The sequence below is a fragment of the Vreelandella gomseomensis genome (assembly GCF_031451645.1).
Classification (GTDB): Bacteria; Pseudomonadota; Gammaproteobacteria; order Pseudomonadales; family Halomonadaceae; genus Vreelandella; species Vreelandella gomseomensis.
Map to the genome: position 1 here is coordinate 222,999 of NZ_JARWAI010000002.1, position 15,766 is coordinate 238,764.

A 15,766-nucleotide genomic window follows, 5' to 3' on the forward strand; every position below is an offset into this window, starting at 1 on the left:
CAACCTATACTCGCTTGTCGTTGTCGGGGTGGGTTAGAATACGTTGTTCGATAATCCTTTTTAACCACTGTTTTTACGCTGTGTGGAACGAAGCGCCCCCCGCCGCTTGGCGTAAGGCGTTTGCACGGCGCGCCAGCGCTGAGCCGCCGGCGCATGTCAACCTGAGAGTCGATGGTTCCATGAGCACTGAGCCTTTTATTGAAGTCGAGAACCTGTATTTCTCCCGGGGTGATAGCGAGATCTTTCGCGGCGTGAACATGATCATTCCTCGCGGCAAAGTGACGGCGATCATGGGGCCAAGCGGAACGGGCAAGACCACGCTGCTGAAGCTTATCGGCGGGCAGCTGACGCCGGATCAGGGGCGTGTGCTGATCGACGGCGACGACGTTCATCGCCTGTCGCGGAAGGCCTTGTTCGCCCTGCGTAAACGCATGGGCATGCTGTTCCAAAGCGGAGCGCTGTTCTCGGACCTGGATGTCTATGAAAACGTCGCCTTTCCACTGCGTGTCCACACCGACCTGCCCGATGCAATGATTCGCGACCTGGTGCTGCTCAAGCTTCAGGCGGTGGGGCTGCGTGGTGCGCGCCATCTGACGCCGGCCGAGCTTTCCGGGGGCATGGCCCGGCGCGTTGCGCTTGCCCGGGCGGTGGCCCTGGACCCCGAGTTGATTCTCTACGACGAGCCGTTTGTGGGTCAGGATCCCATCTCCATGGGCGTGCTGGTGCAGCTGATCAAGCGGCTCAATGAGGCGTTGAGTCTGACCTCGGTGGTAGTCTCCCACGATATCAAGGAGACGCTGACCATCGCGGATTACCTCTACTTTATTTCCGAAGGCCAGGTGGTGGCGCACGGAACGCCCGCCGACCTCGACGTCAATCAGGATGCGCGGGTGAAGCAGTTCATTCACGGGGAGCCCGACGGGCCTGTTCCCTTCCATTACCCGGCGTCGGCGTTTTATCCCGATATGTTGGGTGACGCGGTAATTCAGAGGGGTGCCAAATGACCACCAAACAGGGGACGGTCGTCTCACGCATTACCCGCCTGGGGCGGCGGGGCTGCGACGTGGTCGAGTCGCTTGGCCGCGCCGGGGTGTTTCTTGCCCAGTCGGCCGTGGGCGTGCCGTCGGCCGAAGGCATTCGGCTGTGGGTTCGTCAGCTGCATTTTGTCGGTGTGCTGTCGCTGGCGATCGTGCTGGTATCGGGGCTGTTCATCGGCATGGTGCTGGCGCTTCAGGGTTATACCATTCTGATCGACTTTGGCGCCGAGGACGCTCTGGGGCAGATGGTGGCGCTGTCGCTGCTGCGCGAGCTGGCCCCGGTGGTCGCCGCGTTGTTGTTTGCCGGTCGTGCCGGATCGGCGCTTACCGCCGAAATAGGCCTGATGAAAGCCACCGAGCAGTTGACCAGCATGGAAATGATCGGCGTCGATCCCTTGAGGCGGGTGGTGGCACCACGCTTCTGGGCAGGAGTCGTGGCGCTGCCGATCCTCACCGTGGGGTTTAGCGTAGTGGGTATCTGGGGCGGCTATCTCGTCGGCGTCGAATGGCTGGGTGTCTTCGAAGGCTCCTACTGGAGCAACATGCAGGCGAGCGTTGGGTTCATCAACGATATCGGCAACGGCATGATCAAAAGCGTCGTGTTTGCGGTGGTGGTCACCTGGATTGCCGTGTTCCAGGGGTACGACCTGATGCCGACCTCTGAAGGGATTTCCCGGGCTACTACGCGCACGGTCGTCTACTCGTCGCTTGCGGTGCTGGGGCTTGATTTTATATTAACCGCCGTGATGTTCGGCGGCCTCTGAATAGCGGGAGCAGTTCATGAAGCGAAGTAGAGCCATGGAGTTTGGTGTGGGCCTGTTTATCCTGGTTGGAGTGCTGGGAATGGTGTTTCTGGGCCTGCGCGTCAGCGGCCTGAGCTTTTCAGGGCCTTCGAACACCTTCCAGCTGGACGCGCACTTTTCCAACATCGGCGGGCTCAAGCCCCGCGCCCGCGTCTCCATGTCGGGCGTGACCGTCGGGCACGTCGAGTCCATCGAGCTGGATACCGAGTGGTATGACGCGCGGGTGACGCTGAGTCTTGACAGCGAGCTGGAAGGGCAGATCTCCCGCGATTCCACCGCCGCCATTCTGACGTCGGGCCTGCTGGGCGAGCAGTACGTTGGCTTGAGCATGGGGGGTGACCCCGAAATGCTGGAACCCGGCGACACCATTCGCGATACCCAATCCGCCCTTGTGCTTGAAGAACTTATTCAGCAATTTATATCCAATATGGCAAGTAACTAACCGTTGTGATGGCGAAGGGGTTGCCGCGTTTCGTGCCCGTTGCTCAGGATGAGAAAAAGCGAGGGGGCGCGTTCGCCGTCGATAAAAGGAGAAAATGATGTTGGTAAAAAAATGGTCGTCAATGACAGGGGTGGCCCTGATCGCCGTGTTATTTGTCGCCCTGACGCCGCTGTCGGCAAGCGCGCAGCCCGAGCCACCCGAGGCAATGATCCGCGATAACATCAACGATTTCATGGAACAGCTCGAAGGCCGGGAAGCGTATTACGAAGACAATATTGACGAGCTGAAACAGCAGGTCGACGAGAGCCTTGAAGAGGTAGCGGACTTTCGTTATATCGGTGCCAGCGTCATGGGCAGCTATTTCCGCAATGCGTCCCCGGAGCAGCGCAGCCGTTTTGCGGATGTCTTCCGTAAGACGCTCATCGATACCTACACACGGGGGCTTGTGACCTTCGATTACGACGAGATCCGTGTGCTTGATGACCAGCGTCCGCAGCGCGAAGAGGATCGCGCCAGCGTGGCCATGGAGGTCGTCGGCACCAACGGCGATGTTTATCCGGTCAACTACAGCCTGCGTTTATCCGACGGTGAGTGGCGCGTGGTCAACGTCATCGTCAACGGTATCAACCTGGGACTGACTTTCCGCAACCAGTTCGATCAGGCCATGCGCGACAATAACCGCGACTATGACGCGGTGATCGAGGGTTGGTCGCCAGACGTCGGTGTCGATGAGATGGAAGAAGGGGGCAGTGAGTGACGGTAATCTATACCGATCGCGAGGTGTCGCTCCACCATCAGGCCGAGGGTCTGAGCGTGCAGGGTGACGTGGACGTGACGTCGGCAGCGGCGCTGGCCGCCGAGGGGTCGCGCTGGCTTGTCGATCAGCACCCGGCGACGGTGGCGCTCGATTTCAGCGCGGTGGCCACGCCCCGTAATGTGGCGCTGAGCGTTCTGCTCCAGTGGCTGCGAACCTGTCACGAGCACCGCATCAGCGTCGTTTCAATCGCGCTCTCAGCGCCGCTAATGCGGCTTGCCGAGCTTGCCGAACTTGAGGCGCTGATCAAGGCGCCGGATGAAAAGCCCGCCCACTGAACTGCGGGCGTCGCCAAACCGCAGGCTTTTCTTTATGATGGCTTTCCCTTGATGTCCATCCATTCGTTACACAACGTCCTTTAAGGAGTTTCGAACCTATGCAACCCCATGAAGTGAAAGCCCTGCTCGAATCACGTATCGACGGATGTGAATTCCATATTCAGGGCGAAGGCTGTAATTTTCAGGTGATTGCAGTGGGTGATGCTTTTGAAGGGTTGTCCCCGGTCAAACGCCAGCAGCTGGTTTACGCCGCCTTGAGTGATGAAATTGCATCGGGTGCCTTGCACGCGATCAGTATCAAGACCTACACACCGGCACAGTGGCAGACGGCCGCTGAAAACGCTCAGTAACGGGTATTCCATGGACAAGCTGATCATTACCGGCAACGGGTCGGTCGATGGCGAGGTGTGGGCCAGCGGTGCCAAGAACGCAGCGCTGCCCATCCTGTGCGCCAGCCTGTTGAGCAAAGGCCCTGTTGTCATCGGTAACCTGCCGCATCTACAGGACATCACGACAACGCTGGAGCTGCTCGGACGGATGGGCGTCGAGCCGGTCATGGGCGACAATCTTACCATCCAGTTGGATGGTTCGCAGGTCACTCATTGCCATGCGCCCTATGAACTGGTCAAGAAAATGCGCGCCTCCATTCTGGTGCTCGGGCCGTTGCTTGCGCATTTTGGCCAGGCCGACGTTTCCTTGCCGGGCGGCTGCGCGATTGGCTCGCGCCCCGTCGATCTGCATATTCGCGGGCTGGAGGCCATGGGGGCCGACATCCGGGTCGAAAGCGGCTATATTCGCGCCCAGGTGGACGGTCGTCTGAAAGGCGCGACCATCTACTTTGATACGGTAACGGTCACCGGTACGGAAAATCTGTTGATGGCCGCTACGCTCGCGGATGGTGTCACCGTGCTCGAGAACGCCGCCCGGGAGCCCGAGGTAGTGGATCTGGCCGAGTGCCTGAACAAGATGGGCGCACGTATCAGCGGTCACGGTACCGATACCATTACCATCGAAGGGGTAGAGGCACTCAGCGGCTGCCACCACGATGTCATGCCCGACCGCATCGAGACCGGCACCTTTCTGGTGGCGGCGGCCATGACCGGCGGTCGCGTGAAAGTCAAGCGCACCCGTGCGGACATCCTTGAAGCGGTGCTCGCCAAGCTCGAGGAAGCTGGTGCCGAGATCTCCATCGGCGATGACTGGATCGCGCTGGACATGCACGGCAAACGCCCGCGTGCGGTCAATATCCGCACCGCGCCTTATCCGGCTTTTCCCACCGATATGCAAGCCCAGTTCGTGGCCATGAATGCCGTGGCTGACGGCTCGTCGAGAGTCGTCGAAACGATTTTCGAAAATCGTTTCATGCACGTCCAGGAGCTCAACCGCATGGGCGCCAATATCGTGCTGGAAGGCAATGCAGCGCTGATCACCGGCGTCGACAAGCTGTCCGGGGCGCCGGTGATGGCCACGGATCTGCGCGCTTCGGCGTCGCTGGTGATTGCCGCCATGATGGCGGAAGGTGAAACCCTGGTTGACCGCATCTACCATATCGACCGTGGTTACGAGTGCATCGAGGAAAAGTTACAGCTATTGGGTGCGCGCATCCGGCGCATTCCCGGCTGAGCCTGGCCCCCAACCATTGGCAGATAAAATGAGCAATCAGTTAATTGTCGCGCTCTCCAAAGGGCGCATACTCGATGAAACCCTGCCGCTACTGGCCGATGCGGGTATCACCCCTATCGAGGATATCCGTAAGAGCCGCAAGCTGCTGTTTGATACGAATTTGCCCGACGTCAAGTTCGTCGTCATCCGCGCGACAGACGTGCCGACCTATGTACAGCTGGGAGCGGCTGATCTGGGCGTGGCGGGCAAGGATGTGCTGCTGGAGCACGGCGCCGAGGGGCTTTATGAGCCGCTGGATCTCGACATCGCCCGCTGCAAGCTGATGACCGCAGGTGTTACCGGCAAGCAGCCAACGCTGGCGCGGCGTCGGGTGGCGACGAAATTCGTCAATATTGCCCGCCGTTACTATGCCGAGCAGGGCATCCAGGCCGAGGTCATCAAGCTTTACGGTGCGATGGAGCTGGCGCCGCTGATGAACCTGGCCGATGAAATCGTCGACATCGTCGACACCGGCAACACCCTGCGCGCCAATGGCATGGAGCCCCGCGAATTGATTGCGCCGATCAGCACTCGCCTGGTGGCCAACAAGGCGGCGATGACCATGAAGCACGCCCGCATCAAGCCGCTGCTGGCCCGCCTGGAGCGCGCCGTTGCCGAACGCAAGACTCCATCGCCCGCCGATTAACGTGAGGTTGCCATGAACGACAACGCCACCGCGACGATAGCACGACTCAATACCGCCGAGGCGGATTTTACCGCCCGTCTGGATAGCCTGCTTGACTGGGAGGGGGTGTCCGACAGTGCCGTTCAGGCGCGGGTCGACGACATTCTTGCCAGCGTAAAGCGTGAAGGTGATGCAGCGGTGATCGAGACCACCAATCGCTTTGATCGCGTATCGGTGACTTCGATGGACGAGCTTCGCCTGACCGCCGAACAGCTGCGCCACGCCTTCGAGCAGCTGCCGACGGCGCAGCGCGATGCCCTGGCCAGCGCGGCCGAGCGTATTCGCCGTTATCACGAGCACCAAAAGCCGGGTTCCTGGCAGTACGAAGAAGCCGACGGCACCGTGCTTGGGCAGCAGGTCTCGCCAATCGACCGGGCGGGCATTTACGTACCCGGCGGCAAGGCCGCCTATCCGTCTTCGGTGCTGATGAACGCCATTCCTGCCCATGTGGCCGGGGTTCAGGAAATCATCATGGTCGTGCCGACCCCCGACGGGGTGTTGAACGACCTGGTGCTGGCGGCGGCGCATGTAGCCGGGGTCGACCAGGTGTTTACCATCGGCGGTGCCCAGGCCATCGGTGCGCTTGCCTATGGCACCGAGAGCGTGCCGCGGGTCGACAAGATTGTCGGGCCGGGCAATATTTACGTGGCCACCGCCAAGCGGGCGGTGTTTGGTCAGGTGGGCATCGACATGATCGCCGGCCCCTCGGAAATCATGGTGGTATCCGACGGCCTTACCGATCCCGACTGGCTGGCCATGGATCTGTTTTCCCAGGCGGAACACGACGAGGATGCACAGTCCATTCTGGTCAGTTGGGACGCGGATCACCTGGCCCAGGTGGAGGCGGCCATTGAGCGCCTGCTGCCGACGCTGGAGCGCGCGGATATCGTCCGCGAGTCACTGCGCCGGCGTGGCGCCCTGATCCAGTGTCGTGATGCGGCAGAGGCCATCACGCTGATTAACCGCGTTGCTCCTGAGCACCTTGAGTTATCGGTGGAGACGCCGGATGCCTGGCTTGCAGACATTCGCCACGCCGGGGCGATTTTCATGGGGCGCTACACGGCCGAGGCGCTGGGCGACTACTGCGCAGGGCCCAATCACGTGCTGCCCACGTCGGGCACTGCGCGATTCTCATCGCCGCTTGGCGTGTACGATTTCCAGAAACGCTCGTCGCTGATTCACTGTTCCGCCGAGGGCGCCTCGATGCTCGGTGAGGTCGCCTCTGTGCTGGCACGGGGTGAATCGTTGACCGCCCACGCGCGTTCTGCCGAGTACCGCATCCGTCGGTCGTGAAGCGTGCGCCGGCGACCCTTCCGCGCTGCTAGGGCTGGGGTGACGGGTCGCCGCTTCGCCGCGTACCGTCGGTCTGCGGCAGCGATGAGGGAATGGGCCGTTCACCGACTTCCAGTGTCATCTCCTTGCGCTCACCGTCACGCACGATGGTGAGCGGCAGCGAGGTGCCCGGCTTGATGGACGCGATGTCGCTCATGGTAGCGCGGGCATCCAGGATCGGTTGGCCGTCGACGGCCAGCAGGACGTCGCCGGGCAGCAGTCCTGCCTTTTCGGCAGGCCCGCCGTCCACGACGCCCGCAACAATGACGCCCTGGGGGGTACGCAGTCCGAACGAGGCGGCAAGCTCCCGGGACAGCGCCTGGGCTTCAATGCCCAGCCAGCCGCGGATGACGCGGCCCTGAGTCACCAGTTCGTCGAGAACACTGTGGGCCAGGTTGGCCGGAATGGCAAAGCCGATGCCCTGCGAGCCGCCGGATCGCGAGAAGATGGCCGTATTGATGCCGACGAGGGCGCCTTCAGGGTTGACCAGCGCTCCGCCCGAGTTCCCGGGGTTGATGGCCGCGTCGGTTTGAATGAAGTCCTCGTAGGCGTTCAGCCCCAGGTGGCTGCGACCGGTGGCGCTGATGATGCCCATGGTCACGGTCTGACCCACGCCGAAGGGGTTGCCGATCGCCAGCGCGACATCGCCAACCGCCACATCGGTGGAGTTGCTCAGCTCGATGACGGGCAGTTCGTCCAGATCGATTTTCAGTACGGCCAAGTCGCTTTCCGGGTCGGTGCCGATCACCTCGGCAATCACCTCTCGCCCATCACGCAGGGCCACCTGAATTTCATCGGCCCCGTTGATCACGTGATGGTTGGTAAGGACATAGCCCTCTTCGCTGACGATGACGCCGGAGCCCAGGCTGGATAGCATGCGCTGGTGGGTGGTGGCATCATCGCCGTTGAAGAACTGCTGAAAGAACGGGTCCGACATCAGCGGATGTTCGTCGCGCTCGACGATGCGCGATGAATAGATGTTGACCACGGCAGGGGCTGCCTGATTGACCGCGTCGGCGTAGCTGGCAGGGCCTTGGTTGCGTGCCAGGGGAGCGGCTTGGCGAATGTCGGGGGGCGGGCGATCCGGGTCGCTTTGCTCGTCGGCGGTCGTTACCAGCGAAGGCGGTGGCTCCACGGTCTGTGGCGTCGAATTCAGGAAAGGCAGGGTAAAGCGATCTGGAAAGGCCAGTAATACCAGTGCTGCCAGCAACAAGCCTGTGATGATGGGCCATACATAAGGCAGCACATAGCGATGCATTGGACGTTCCTTTGATGATTGCAAAAGCGACGGAAGATTAGCACTGACAAGCCGTCAATATTAGACTATGAATGGTAACACTTTATGGGTTCATGTCTCATGGGTGCCGGCAAACCTCGAGGAGTGACGGTGATTCAACGCGATAGTTTAGTAGCGGCCTGTGACCATCAGCTGCACGCTTCACAGTTCAAGGATTTTACGCTTAACGGCCTGCAGGTGGCGGGCCGTGAGCAGGTGACACGGGTTATGACCGGCGTGACGGCCTGTCAGTCGCTGCTTGACGAAGCGGTGCGCTGGGAAGCCGATATGCTGATTGTTCACCATGGCTATTTCTGGAAGAACGAGCCCATCGCGATTACCGGCATGAAACACCGGCGAATCAAAACCCTGATGGATCACGACATCAACCTGCTGGCCTACCATTTGCCCCTGGATGCCCATCCCGAGATGGGCAACAACGCCGAGCTTGCCCGTCGGCTTGGCTGGAAGGTCGAAGGGTGCCTGGACGGCGAGCTGGGTGAAGGACTGCTATGGTCGGGGCGGGTGGCCAAACCGCTGAGTGCCAAGGCGCTGGCGGATCAGCTTGGCCAGGCCCTGGCGCGCGAGCCGTTACTGATCGAGGCGCCCGGCGTGGGCGATATCGAACGAATTGCCTGGTGCACGGGTGGGGCGCAGGACATGATCAGTGCCGCCTACGAAGGCGGCGCCCAGGCGTTTGTTTCCGGCGAAATTTCCGAGCGAACGACGCACCTGGCCAGAGAAATGGGCATTCACTACTTCGCGGCGGGGCATCACGCCACAGAGCGCTATGGCGTTCAGGCGCTGGGCGAATGGCTGGCCGATGAATATGCGATTACCCATCGCTTTGTCGATATCGATAACCCGGCTTGAGAGAGCCGCCCCGGTCGTCGCTGGCCAGGGGCGGTTTTGTTCGGTAGGCCTCAGTAGCGCGGTGCCGTTGCGGTCTCGTCGCTTGCGGTCTTGTCCTTGAGACCAAAATCCTCGGATAGCGTGCCGTTCTTGCCATCGGCGTAGTCCCGGGGCATGGCGGGTTCGCTGGCAGTGTCAGTGGGTGCCGAGGTTGTCGGGCGAAGGTCGCTGAGCGCGGCAGGATGATGCGTCAGCCTGTCGAGCTGCCACTGCCCGGCGTCTTCCTGGAGCTTCTTTTCCAGCTCGTCGGCTTCCTGGCGGATGGTCGCCAGCGATTCATGGACGCTGGACAGCTGGTTGCTGACGCCGTTTTTAAGCGACGCCACCTGATGCTCGCGTTCCAGCAGCGATTGACGCAGTGAGGCAAGCTGGCGCTGGCTCTTGCTGAGTAACCGGTAGCATCCTGCGCCGATTATCAGGCCGATCACCAGGCCTATTGCTGCATAGGTTAATGACTCGCTTTCCACATTGATCTCCCTTGATGCCTGCCGCTGCTCGTCGTGACAGCGTGTAATACAGTCGAGTGCCATTATAGGCGTCTTCATGATGGTTGGGTCAATGCTCATGCGCCAGCGCGCGGAACCACGTACAATTAGCGCTTTCATCGATAGCGTATGGCGCTTTTCAGCGATGTTGAACGGCAAGTAACGGGAGAATTGAACGATGAGGGCAACGTCGGCCGGCGGTGAATCTGCGCCTGGTGCGGCAACGCCAATGGGGCGTTATCGCGAGGACTTGGAGCGAGAAGGGTTTGAGTACGACGCCGCGCAGGAAGCGGCAGTGGCGCATTTGCAGCGCTTGTACGATGCGTTACTGTCCACGCCGACCACGGTGCCTAAAACGGTCCTTGCCAACAAGGGGCTGAAGGGGAAGGTGGCGGGGCTGATGGGCAAGAAGTCGGCACCCGCCGAGCCGGTGATGCCCAGCGTGGAAGGCCTGTATTTCTGGGGAGGGGTGGGCCGTGGCAAGACCTACCTGGTCGATACCTTCTACGAGTCATTGCCGTTTGCCGACAAGATGCGCACCCACTTTCACCGTTTCATGCAGCGGGTGCATAACGAGCTGACCCATTACAAAGGTGAAAAGAATCCGCTCACGCTGGTCGCAAGCAAGTTTGCCAGCGAAGCCCGCGTGATCTGCTTTGATGAGTTCTTCGTCAAGGACATCACCGACGCGATGATTCTGGCCAACCTGCTCGAGGCGCTGTTCGAGCGCGGCGTCGTGCTGGTGGCGACGTCGAATATCGTACCCGATGATCTCTACAAGGATGGCCTGCAGCGCGCCCGCTTCCTGCCGGCCATCGATTTGCTCAATCGCCATTGCCGCGTCGTGAATGTGGATTCGGGCGTCGACTATCGTCTGCGCGCCCTCGAGCGTGCGGAAATCTTTCATTCGCCGCTTGATGAGGCGGCCGAGCATGCGCTCGCGCGCAGCTTCCGGGAAATCGCCGGGCATGCAGGGGAGGCCAATGCTCCCCTTGAGATCAATCAACGCGTGCTGACGACGCGCCGGCTACACGACGACGTTGCCTGGTTCGAGTTTGCGGAACTTTGCGATGGACCGCGCAGCCAGAACGATTACATCGAGCTGGCGCGGGAATTTCACACCGTTATCGTCTCCAACGTGCCCACCATGCGCGGTGGCGATGACGATCAAGCTCGGCGCTTTATCAACATGGTTGATGAGTTTTATGACCGTGGCGTGAAGGTGCTGATGTCAGCGGCCGCGCCGGTGGAGTCGCTATACCGCGATGGCAAGCTGACCTTTGAATACCAGCGTACGCTCTCGCGTCTCCAGGAAATGCAGTCCCACGATTACTTGGCATTGCCGCACAAACCCTAAGTCGCGTAAGCCGTCATTGTCGTGCGGTGAATAGAGCACCGAAAAAGTGTCTGATGGGTATAGAAAGGCTTAACTTGGCGAATGGCTTGCTGTAGAATGCCGCCTCGCTACACGTTGTGGGGTCACTTGATCCGCAACCAAAAAAAATAGGGATGGTGCAACGCCGCTGATCGGCGTGTAGTACCCAACACATTTTAATTGGTGATTTCATCCATGAAGACGTTCAGTGCTAAGCCGCAGTCCGTCCAGCGTGATTGGTACGTTGTTGACGCAACGGACAAGACGCTCGGTCGTCTGGCTACCGAAATTGCTCGCCGCTTGCGCGGTAAGCATAAGCCCGAATTTACCCCTCACGTTGATACCGGTGATTACATCGTGGTCATCAACGCTGAAAAAGTCCAAGTGACCGGCAACAAGGCGAAGGCCAAGACCTATTACCGCCACACTGGTTACCCGGGCGGTTTGCGCTCCATGACGTTCGACAAAATGCTCGACCATGCCCCCGAGCGCATCATTGAGTCTGCCGTGAAAGGCATGCTGCCGAAAGGCCCGCTGGGCCGTGCCATGTACTCGAAACTGAAAGTGTACGCTGGTGCCGAGCATCCGCATGCTGCCCAACAGCCGCTTGAACTGAACATCTGAGGAACTCTTCGCCATGACACAGCAGTATTACGGTACCGGGCGCCGCAAGACTTCCACCGCGCGCGTCTTCATGAAGCCGGGTTCCGGCAAAATTACCGTCAACAACCGCGAGCTGGACCATTACTTTGGTCGCGTGACGGGCCGCATGGTCGTGCGCCAGCCGCTAGAGCTCACCGAAACGCTCAACCAGTTCGACGTTTACGTCACGGTTGAGGGTGGCGGTGGTTCTGCGCAGGCCGGTGCGATTCGCCACGGCATCACTCGCGCACTGATGAACTACAATGAAGACCTGCGTCCGACACTGCGTGCGGCGGGTTATGTCACCCGCGATGCGCGTCAGGTTGAGCGTAAGAAAGTCGGCCTGCGCAAAGCGCGTCGTCGCCCGCAGTTCTCCAAGCGTTAATCACGCGCAAGACTGTGGAAAACGCCCGGGCCAATGGCCCGGGCGTTTTTTTTTGCTACGACAACCACTTTTGCGGTCTGTGTAAAAGATGGGGTGGGTCTGGCGCTCAGTGTGTGGATTCAACTACCTTAATACAGAGACGACCAATAACAATACGAACCCTCGTCTGGGCAGCAAGCGATAGGCGAGGCTCAAGGGTGAGGGAGTGGATATGGCAAATGGCGGCGTTAACAGGGGGCGGCGTCGCTTCCTGGTAGGGGCAACGACCGTTGTCGGCGCAGTGGGGGCCGTGGGCGTGGCGATCCCCTTTGTGTCGGCATGGCAACCTAGCGCCAGAGCGCGGGCAGCGGGTGCCCCTGTTCAGGCCGATGTGTCGAAGCTCGCTCCCGGCCAGCGCATGACGCTCGAATGGCGAGGGCGACCAGTGTGGATCATTAATCGTACGCCCGAAATGATCGAGCGCACCGAAGCGTTTGCCGCTGACCGTCTCGCCGACCCCGACTCCAGGTCGTCGTTGCAGCCTTCCTACAGTACCGGTCAAATGCGCTCCATTAGGCCTGAAATAGGCGTGCTGATTGGTATCTGCACCCATCTGGGCTGTTCGCCTGTGTATCGGCCCGAGCCCGATGCGGACGGCGTAGGCGTTGATGACTGGCCCGGTGGTTTTTTCTGCCCCTGTCACGGGTCGCGATTTGACCTGGCGGGGCGAGTGTTCAGCAACGTACCGGCGCCGACCAATCTTGAAGTGCCCCCTTATCGTTTCGAGGGCGATAACATCATCATCGTTGGCGAAGATGAGGAGACGGCCTGATGGGTAATCCAAATAAAGCCAAAGCCCCACGCGGCCTGATGCGCTGGGTCGACGACCGCTTGCCGGCAACGCAGTTCTTTCAGGATCACCTATCTCACTATTACGCCCCCAGGAATTTCAATTTCTGGTATTTTTTCGGCTCGCTGGCGCTGCTGGTGCTGGTCAACCAGATCATCACCGGCATCTGGTTGACCATGAGCTTCAACCCCAGCGCCGAAGGGGCCTTTGACTCCATTGAGTACATCATGCGCGACGTGGAGTGGGGCTGGTTGATCCGCTATATGCACACCACCGGGGCTTCGGCCTTCTTCGTGGTGATCTATCTGCACATGTTTCGAGGCCTGCTCTATGGCTCCTACAAGGCGCCGCGCGAGCTGGTGTGGATATTCGGCATGGCGATTTATCTGCTGCTGATGGCCGAGGCGTTCATGGGCTACCTGCTGCCCTGGGGGCAGATGTCGTACTGGGGCGCGCAGGTGATTATTTCACTGTTCTCGGCCATCCCGGGGATTGGCCCGGATCTGGCGCAGTGGATACGCGGGGACTACCTGATTTCGGGCATTACGCTGAACCGCTTTTTTGCGCTCCACGTCGTGGCGCTGCCCATCGTGATTCTGGCGCTGGTGGTGCTGCATATCATCGCGCTGCACGAGGTGGGCTCGAACAACCCGGACGGCATCGATATCAAGCAGAAAAAGGACGAAGCCGGTAACCCGCGGGACGGGATTCCCTTCCATCCATACTACACCGTGAAGGATCTGGTGGGCGTGGCGGTCTTTTTATTCGTGTTTTGCGTGGTGGTGTTTTACTTTCCGGAAGGCGGGGGATATTTCATCGAGACGCCGAACTTCGAGCCTGCCAATCCGTTGCAGACGCCCGACCATATTGCCCCGGTCTGGTACTTCACGCCGTTCTACGCAATCTTGCGCGCGATCACCTTCTCGATATTTGGTCTGGAGGCGAAGTTTCTGGGGGTGATGTGTATGGGCGCCGCTATTGCGATACTGTTTGTGCTGCCCTGGCTGGATCGCAGTCGGGTGCGGTCAATGCGCTATAAAGGCTGGATCTCCAAGTTGATGCTGGCGTTATTCGCGGCCAGCTTCGTGACGCTTGGGGTGCTTGGGGTGTTGCCTTCAACCGGCGCCAGAACGCTGCTGGCCCAGGTGTGCACGGCGATCTACTTTGCCTATTTTCTGCTGATGCCAATCTATACGCGGCTGGAAACAACAAAACCCGTACCGGAAAGGGTGACTGGCTGATGAAAAAACAACTGATCGCGCTCATTGCCATCTTCGTGCCGCTTGCCGCCGTGGCTGCCGGTGGCGCCAGTGTGCCACATTCCATGGAGCCTGACTTGCAGGACCGAGCGTCGTTGCAAAATGGCATGAAACTCTACGTGAACTACTGCATGGGGTGCCATTCGCTCGAGTACCAGCGATTCTCGCGCGCCGCCGAGGATCTGGGAATTCCCCGGGATATTGCTGAAAACAACGTCATCTTTTCGCCGGACTTGGCGTTTAACGACCAAATGCAAACGGCGATGGACGAGGTCAACGGCGAGACCTGGTTCGGGGCTGCCCCGCCGGATCTGACGCTCTCTGCGCGCCTGCACGGTACGGACTGGCTGTATTCGTACCTGCTCAGTTTTTACCAGGATCCGGAGCGCCCCACGGGGGTTAACAACACGGTGTTTGAGCTGGTCGCCATGCCCAACGTACTTGAGCCTTTACAGGGCGTGCAGGAAAAGGTGTGCGATGACGCGGCGGCCTCCGAAGATGGCGAAGCGTCCGATGCTGACTGCAGGCTGGAGGTAACCGAGCAGGGCGAGCTATCCCCGGAGGCGTTTGAGCGCGCCGTTTATGATTTGACCAACTTCCTTGCTTATGTGGGAGAGCCTTCAAAGCTTAAGGCCCAGGCATTGGCGCCCAAGGTGCTCATCTTTCTATTTATATTTGGCGTGATGGCGTATTTCCTCAAGCGAGAGTACTGGCGCGACATTCATTGAGCGCATTGCTACAGGGCAACCCGGGGCGTGCGGCCAGACCGCGCGCCCTTTGCGTGTTAGCCTTGGCCTTAAAGCATGGCGTCGCCTTCCCCAAAGGTGGGGTGGACGTGTTATTATCCAAGATTGATTCGCTGCGAGGATGGTTTCATGGGAGTTGTGGCCAAACGGTCGTCAATGATTTTTTATTCAGGTAATGATGATCATTTCAGTCATCGTGTGCGCATTGTGCTGGCTGAGAAAGGCGTGGCGGTCGATGTCGTCGATGTATCCGGCGAGAATGTGCCTGACGAACTAGCCGACTTGAATCCCTATAACAGCGTGCCCACGCTGCTCGACCGCGATCTGGTGCTTTACGAGTCCAAGGTCATGATGGAGTACCTGGACGAGCGTTTTCCGCATCCGCCGTTACTGCCCGTGTATCCCGTCGCGCGTGCACAGAGCCGCCTCTGGATGCACCGCATTGAGCGTGAATGGTGCCCGATGGTCGAGCAGATCGTCAGCGGTGGGAAAAAGGATGCAGAGAAGGCGCGCAAGGAGCTACGCGAAAGCCTGATCGGCATTTCGCCTATTTTCGAAGATATGCCGTACTTCATGAGCGACGAGTTCACCCTGGTGGACTGTTGCCTGGCGCCCATTCTATGGCGCTTGCCTGCGCTGAATATCGAGCTGCCGGAAAAACAGGTGAAGCCGCTGTTGAGCTATATGTCACGTGTGTTTGAGCGAGACGCTTTCAAGGCCGCGTTGAACGAGCGCGAGAAAGAAATGCGTGCTTGAACCCACACGGGGCCTCGCCTGGCGGGGCTCGTCTGTCAGGAGGAGCGA

19 protein-coding genes are annotated in these 15,766 nt (G+C 59.9%); 17 read left to right on the forward strand and 2 right to left on the reverse strand.

Translation table 11 applies throughout. The features are described 5' to 3' along the window. The first annotated feature begins 179 nt into the window (after window positions 1-179). The 9 genes from QC815_RS03170 (at window position 180) to hisD (ending at window position 7,014) form a co-directional block, all read left to right on the forward strand. Window positions 180-1,004: an ABC transporter ATP-binding protein gene (locus QC815_RS03170; RefSeq protein WP_230446616.1), complete on the forward strand. Its 825-nt coding sequence runs from the start codon at window positions 180-182 to the stop codon at window positions 1,002-1,004. Beyond that, a complete protein-coding gene (gene mlaE / locus QC815_RS03175; RefSeq protein WP_230446617.1) occupies window positions 1,001-1,801 on the forward strand; it encodes a lipid asymmetry maintenance ABC transporter permease subunit MlaE in 801 nt (266 codons plus the stop codon). The genes QC815_RS03170 and mlaE overlap by 4 nt, the downstream gene beginning before the upstream one ends. 16 nt (window positions 1,802-1,817) lie before the next feature. After that, the gene (gene mlaD / locus QC815_RS03180) at window positions 1,818-2,282 is read left to right on the forward strand and encodes an outer membrane lipid asymmetry maintenance protein MlaD (protein WP_066321123.1); all 465 of its coding nucleotides are present in this window, start codon (window positions 1,818-1,820) and stop codon (window positions 2,280-2,282) included. Between the two features lie 94 nt (window positions 2,283-2,376). Then, on the forward strand, window positions 2,377-3,039 hold the full coding sequence (locus QC815_RS03185; protein WP_309766930.1) for an MlaC/ttg2D family ABC transporter substrate-binding protein: 663 nt from the start codon (window positions 2,377-2,379) through the stop codon (window positions 3,037-3,039). After that, window positions 3,036-3,374 (forward strand): STAS domain-containing protein, encoded by a 339-nt coding sequence (locus QC815_RS03190; protein WP_230446619.1) that lies wholly within the window; start codon window positions 3,036-3,038, stop codon window positions 3,372-3,374. The genes QC815_RS03185 and QC815_RS03190 overlap by 4 nt, the downstream gene beginning before the upstream one ends. Before the next feature lie 98 nt (window positions 3,375-3,472). Then, entirely contained in the window at window positions 3,473-3,724 is a 252-nt protein-coding gene (locus tag QC815_RS03195; protein ID WP_230446620.1) for a BolA family protein, read from the forward strand. 10 nt (window positions 3,725-3,734) lie between these two features. Continuing rightward, window positions 3,735-4,997, forward strand: coding sequence for a UDP-N-acetylglucosamine 1-carboxyvinyltransferase (gene murA / locus QC815_RS03200; protein ID WP_230446621.1), 1,263 nt, complete (start codon window positions 3,735-3,737; stop codon window positions 4,995-4,997). A gap of 28 nt (window positions 4,998-5,025) precedes the next feature. Next, window positions 5,026-5,682 carry an ATP phosphoribosyltransferase gene (hisG, locus tag QC815_RS03205; RefSeq protein WP_230446622.1) on the forward strand — a complete coding sequence of 219 codons (657 nt, stop codon included), beginning with the start codon at window positions 5,026-5,028 and terminating at the stop codon, window positions 5,680-5,682. Window positions 5,683-5,694: 12 nt separating this feature from the next. After that, window positions 5,695-7,014, forward strand: a complete 1,320-nt coding sequence (hisD, locus tag QC815_RS03210; protein ID WP_309766934.1) for a histidinol dehydrogenase — start codon at window positions 5,695-5,697, stop codon at window positions 7,012-7,014. 28 nt (window positions 7,015-7,042) lie between these two features. On the opposite strand, the gene QC815_RS03215 is transcribed toward hisD, so the two are convergent. After that, window positions 7,043-8,311: a Do family serine endopeptidase gene (locus QC815_RS03215; RefSeq protein WP_309766936.1), complete on the reverse strand. Its 1,269-nt coding sequence runs from the start codon at window positions 8,309-8,311 to the stop codon at window positions 7,043-7,045. A 129-nt stretch (window positions 8,312-8,440) separates the two neighbouring features. Here QC815_RS03215 and QC815_RS03220 point away from each other — a divergent pair, with 129 nt between their 5' ends. Next, entirely contained in the window at window positions 8,441-9,202 is a 762-nt protein-coding gene (locus tag QC815_RS03220) for a Nif3-like dinuclear metal center hexameric protein (RefSeq protein WP_230446625.1), read from the forward strand. A 50-nt stretch (window positions 9,203-9,252) separates the two neighbouring features. On the opposite strand, the gene QC815_RS03225 is transcribed toward QC815_RS03220, so the two are convergent. Beyond that, entirely contained in the window at window positions 9,253-9,786 is a 534-nt protein-coding gene (locus QC815_RS03225) for a Z-ring associated ZapG family protein (protein WP_309766938.1), read from the reverse strand. 118 nt (window positions 9,787-9,904) lie between these two features. On the opposite strand from QC815_RS03225, the gene zapE reads away from it, so the two are divergent. The 7 genes from zapE to sspA all read left to right on the forward strand — a co-directional run bounded on the left by zapE (window position 9,905) and on the right by sspA (window position 15,718). Then, window positions 9,905-11,083 (forward strand): cell division protein ZapE, encoded by a 1,179-nt coding sequence (zapE, locus tag QC815_RS03230; RefSeq protein WP_230446627.1) that lies wholly within the window; start codon window positions 9,905-9,907, stop codon window positions 11,081-11,083. 213 nt (window positions 11,084-11,296) lie between these two features. Then, a complete protein-coding gene (gene rplM, locus QC815_RS03235; RefSeq protein ID WP_016913499.1) occupies window positions 11,297-11,725 on the forward strand; it encodes a 50S ribosomal protein L13 in 429 nt (142 codons plus the stop codon). Window positions 11,726-11,738: 13 nt separating this feature from the next. Beyond that, on the forward strand, window positions 11,739-12,128 hold the full coding sequence (rpsI, locus tag QC815_RS03240) for a 30S ribosomal protein S9 (RefSeq protein WP_230446628.1): 390 nt from the start codon (window positions 11,739-11,741) through the stop codon (window positions 12,126-12,128). 211 nt (window positions 12,129-12,339) lie between these two features. Beyond that, window positions 12,340-12,939, forward strand: a complete 600-nt coding sequence (gene petA / locus QC815_RS03245; RefSeq protein WP_309766940.1) for a ubiquinol-cytochrome c reductase iron-sulfur subunit — start codon at window positions 12,340-12,342, stop codon at window positions 12,937-12,939. Continuing rightward, window positions 12,939-14,198 (forward strand): cytochrome b, encoded by a 1,260-nt coding sequence (locus QC815_RS03250; RefSeq protein ID WP_230446630.1) that lies wholly within the window; start codon window positions 12,939-12,941, stop codon window positions 14,196-14,198. Before petA ends, QC815_RS03250 begins: the two co-directional genes overlap by 1 nt. After that, window positions 14,198-14,944 (forward strand): cytochrome c1, encoded by a 747-nt coding sequence (locus QC815_RS03255; protein WP_309766942.1) that lies wholly within the window; start codon window positions 14,198-14,200, stop codon window positions 14,942-14,944. Before QC815_RS03250 ends, QC815_RS03255 begins: the two co-directional genes overlap by 1 nt. 147 nt (window positions 14,945-15,091) lie before the next feature. Next, complete coding sequence (gene sspA / locus QC815_RS03260; protein WP_230446632.1) at window positions 15,092-15,718, forward strand: stringent starvation protein SspA; 627 nt, start codon at window positions 15,092-15,094, stop codon at window positions 15,716-15,718. Window positions 15,719-15,766 lie beyond the last annotated feature (48 nt).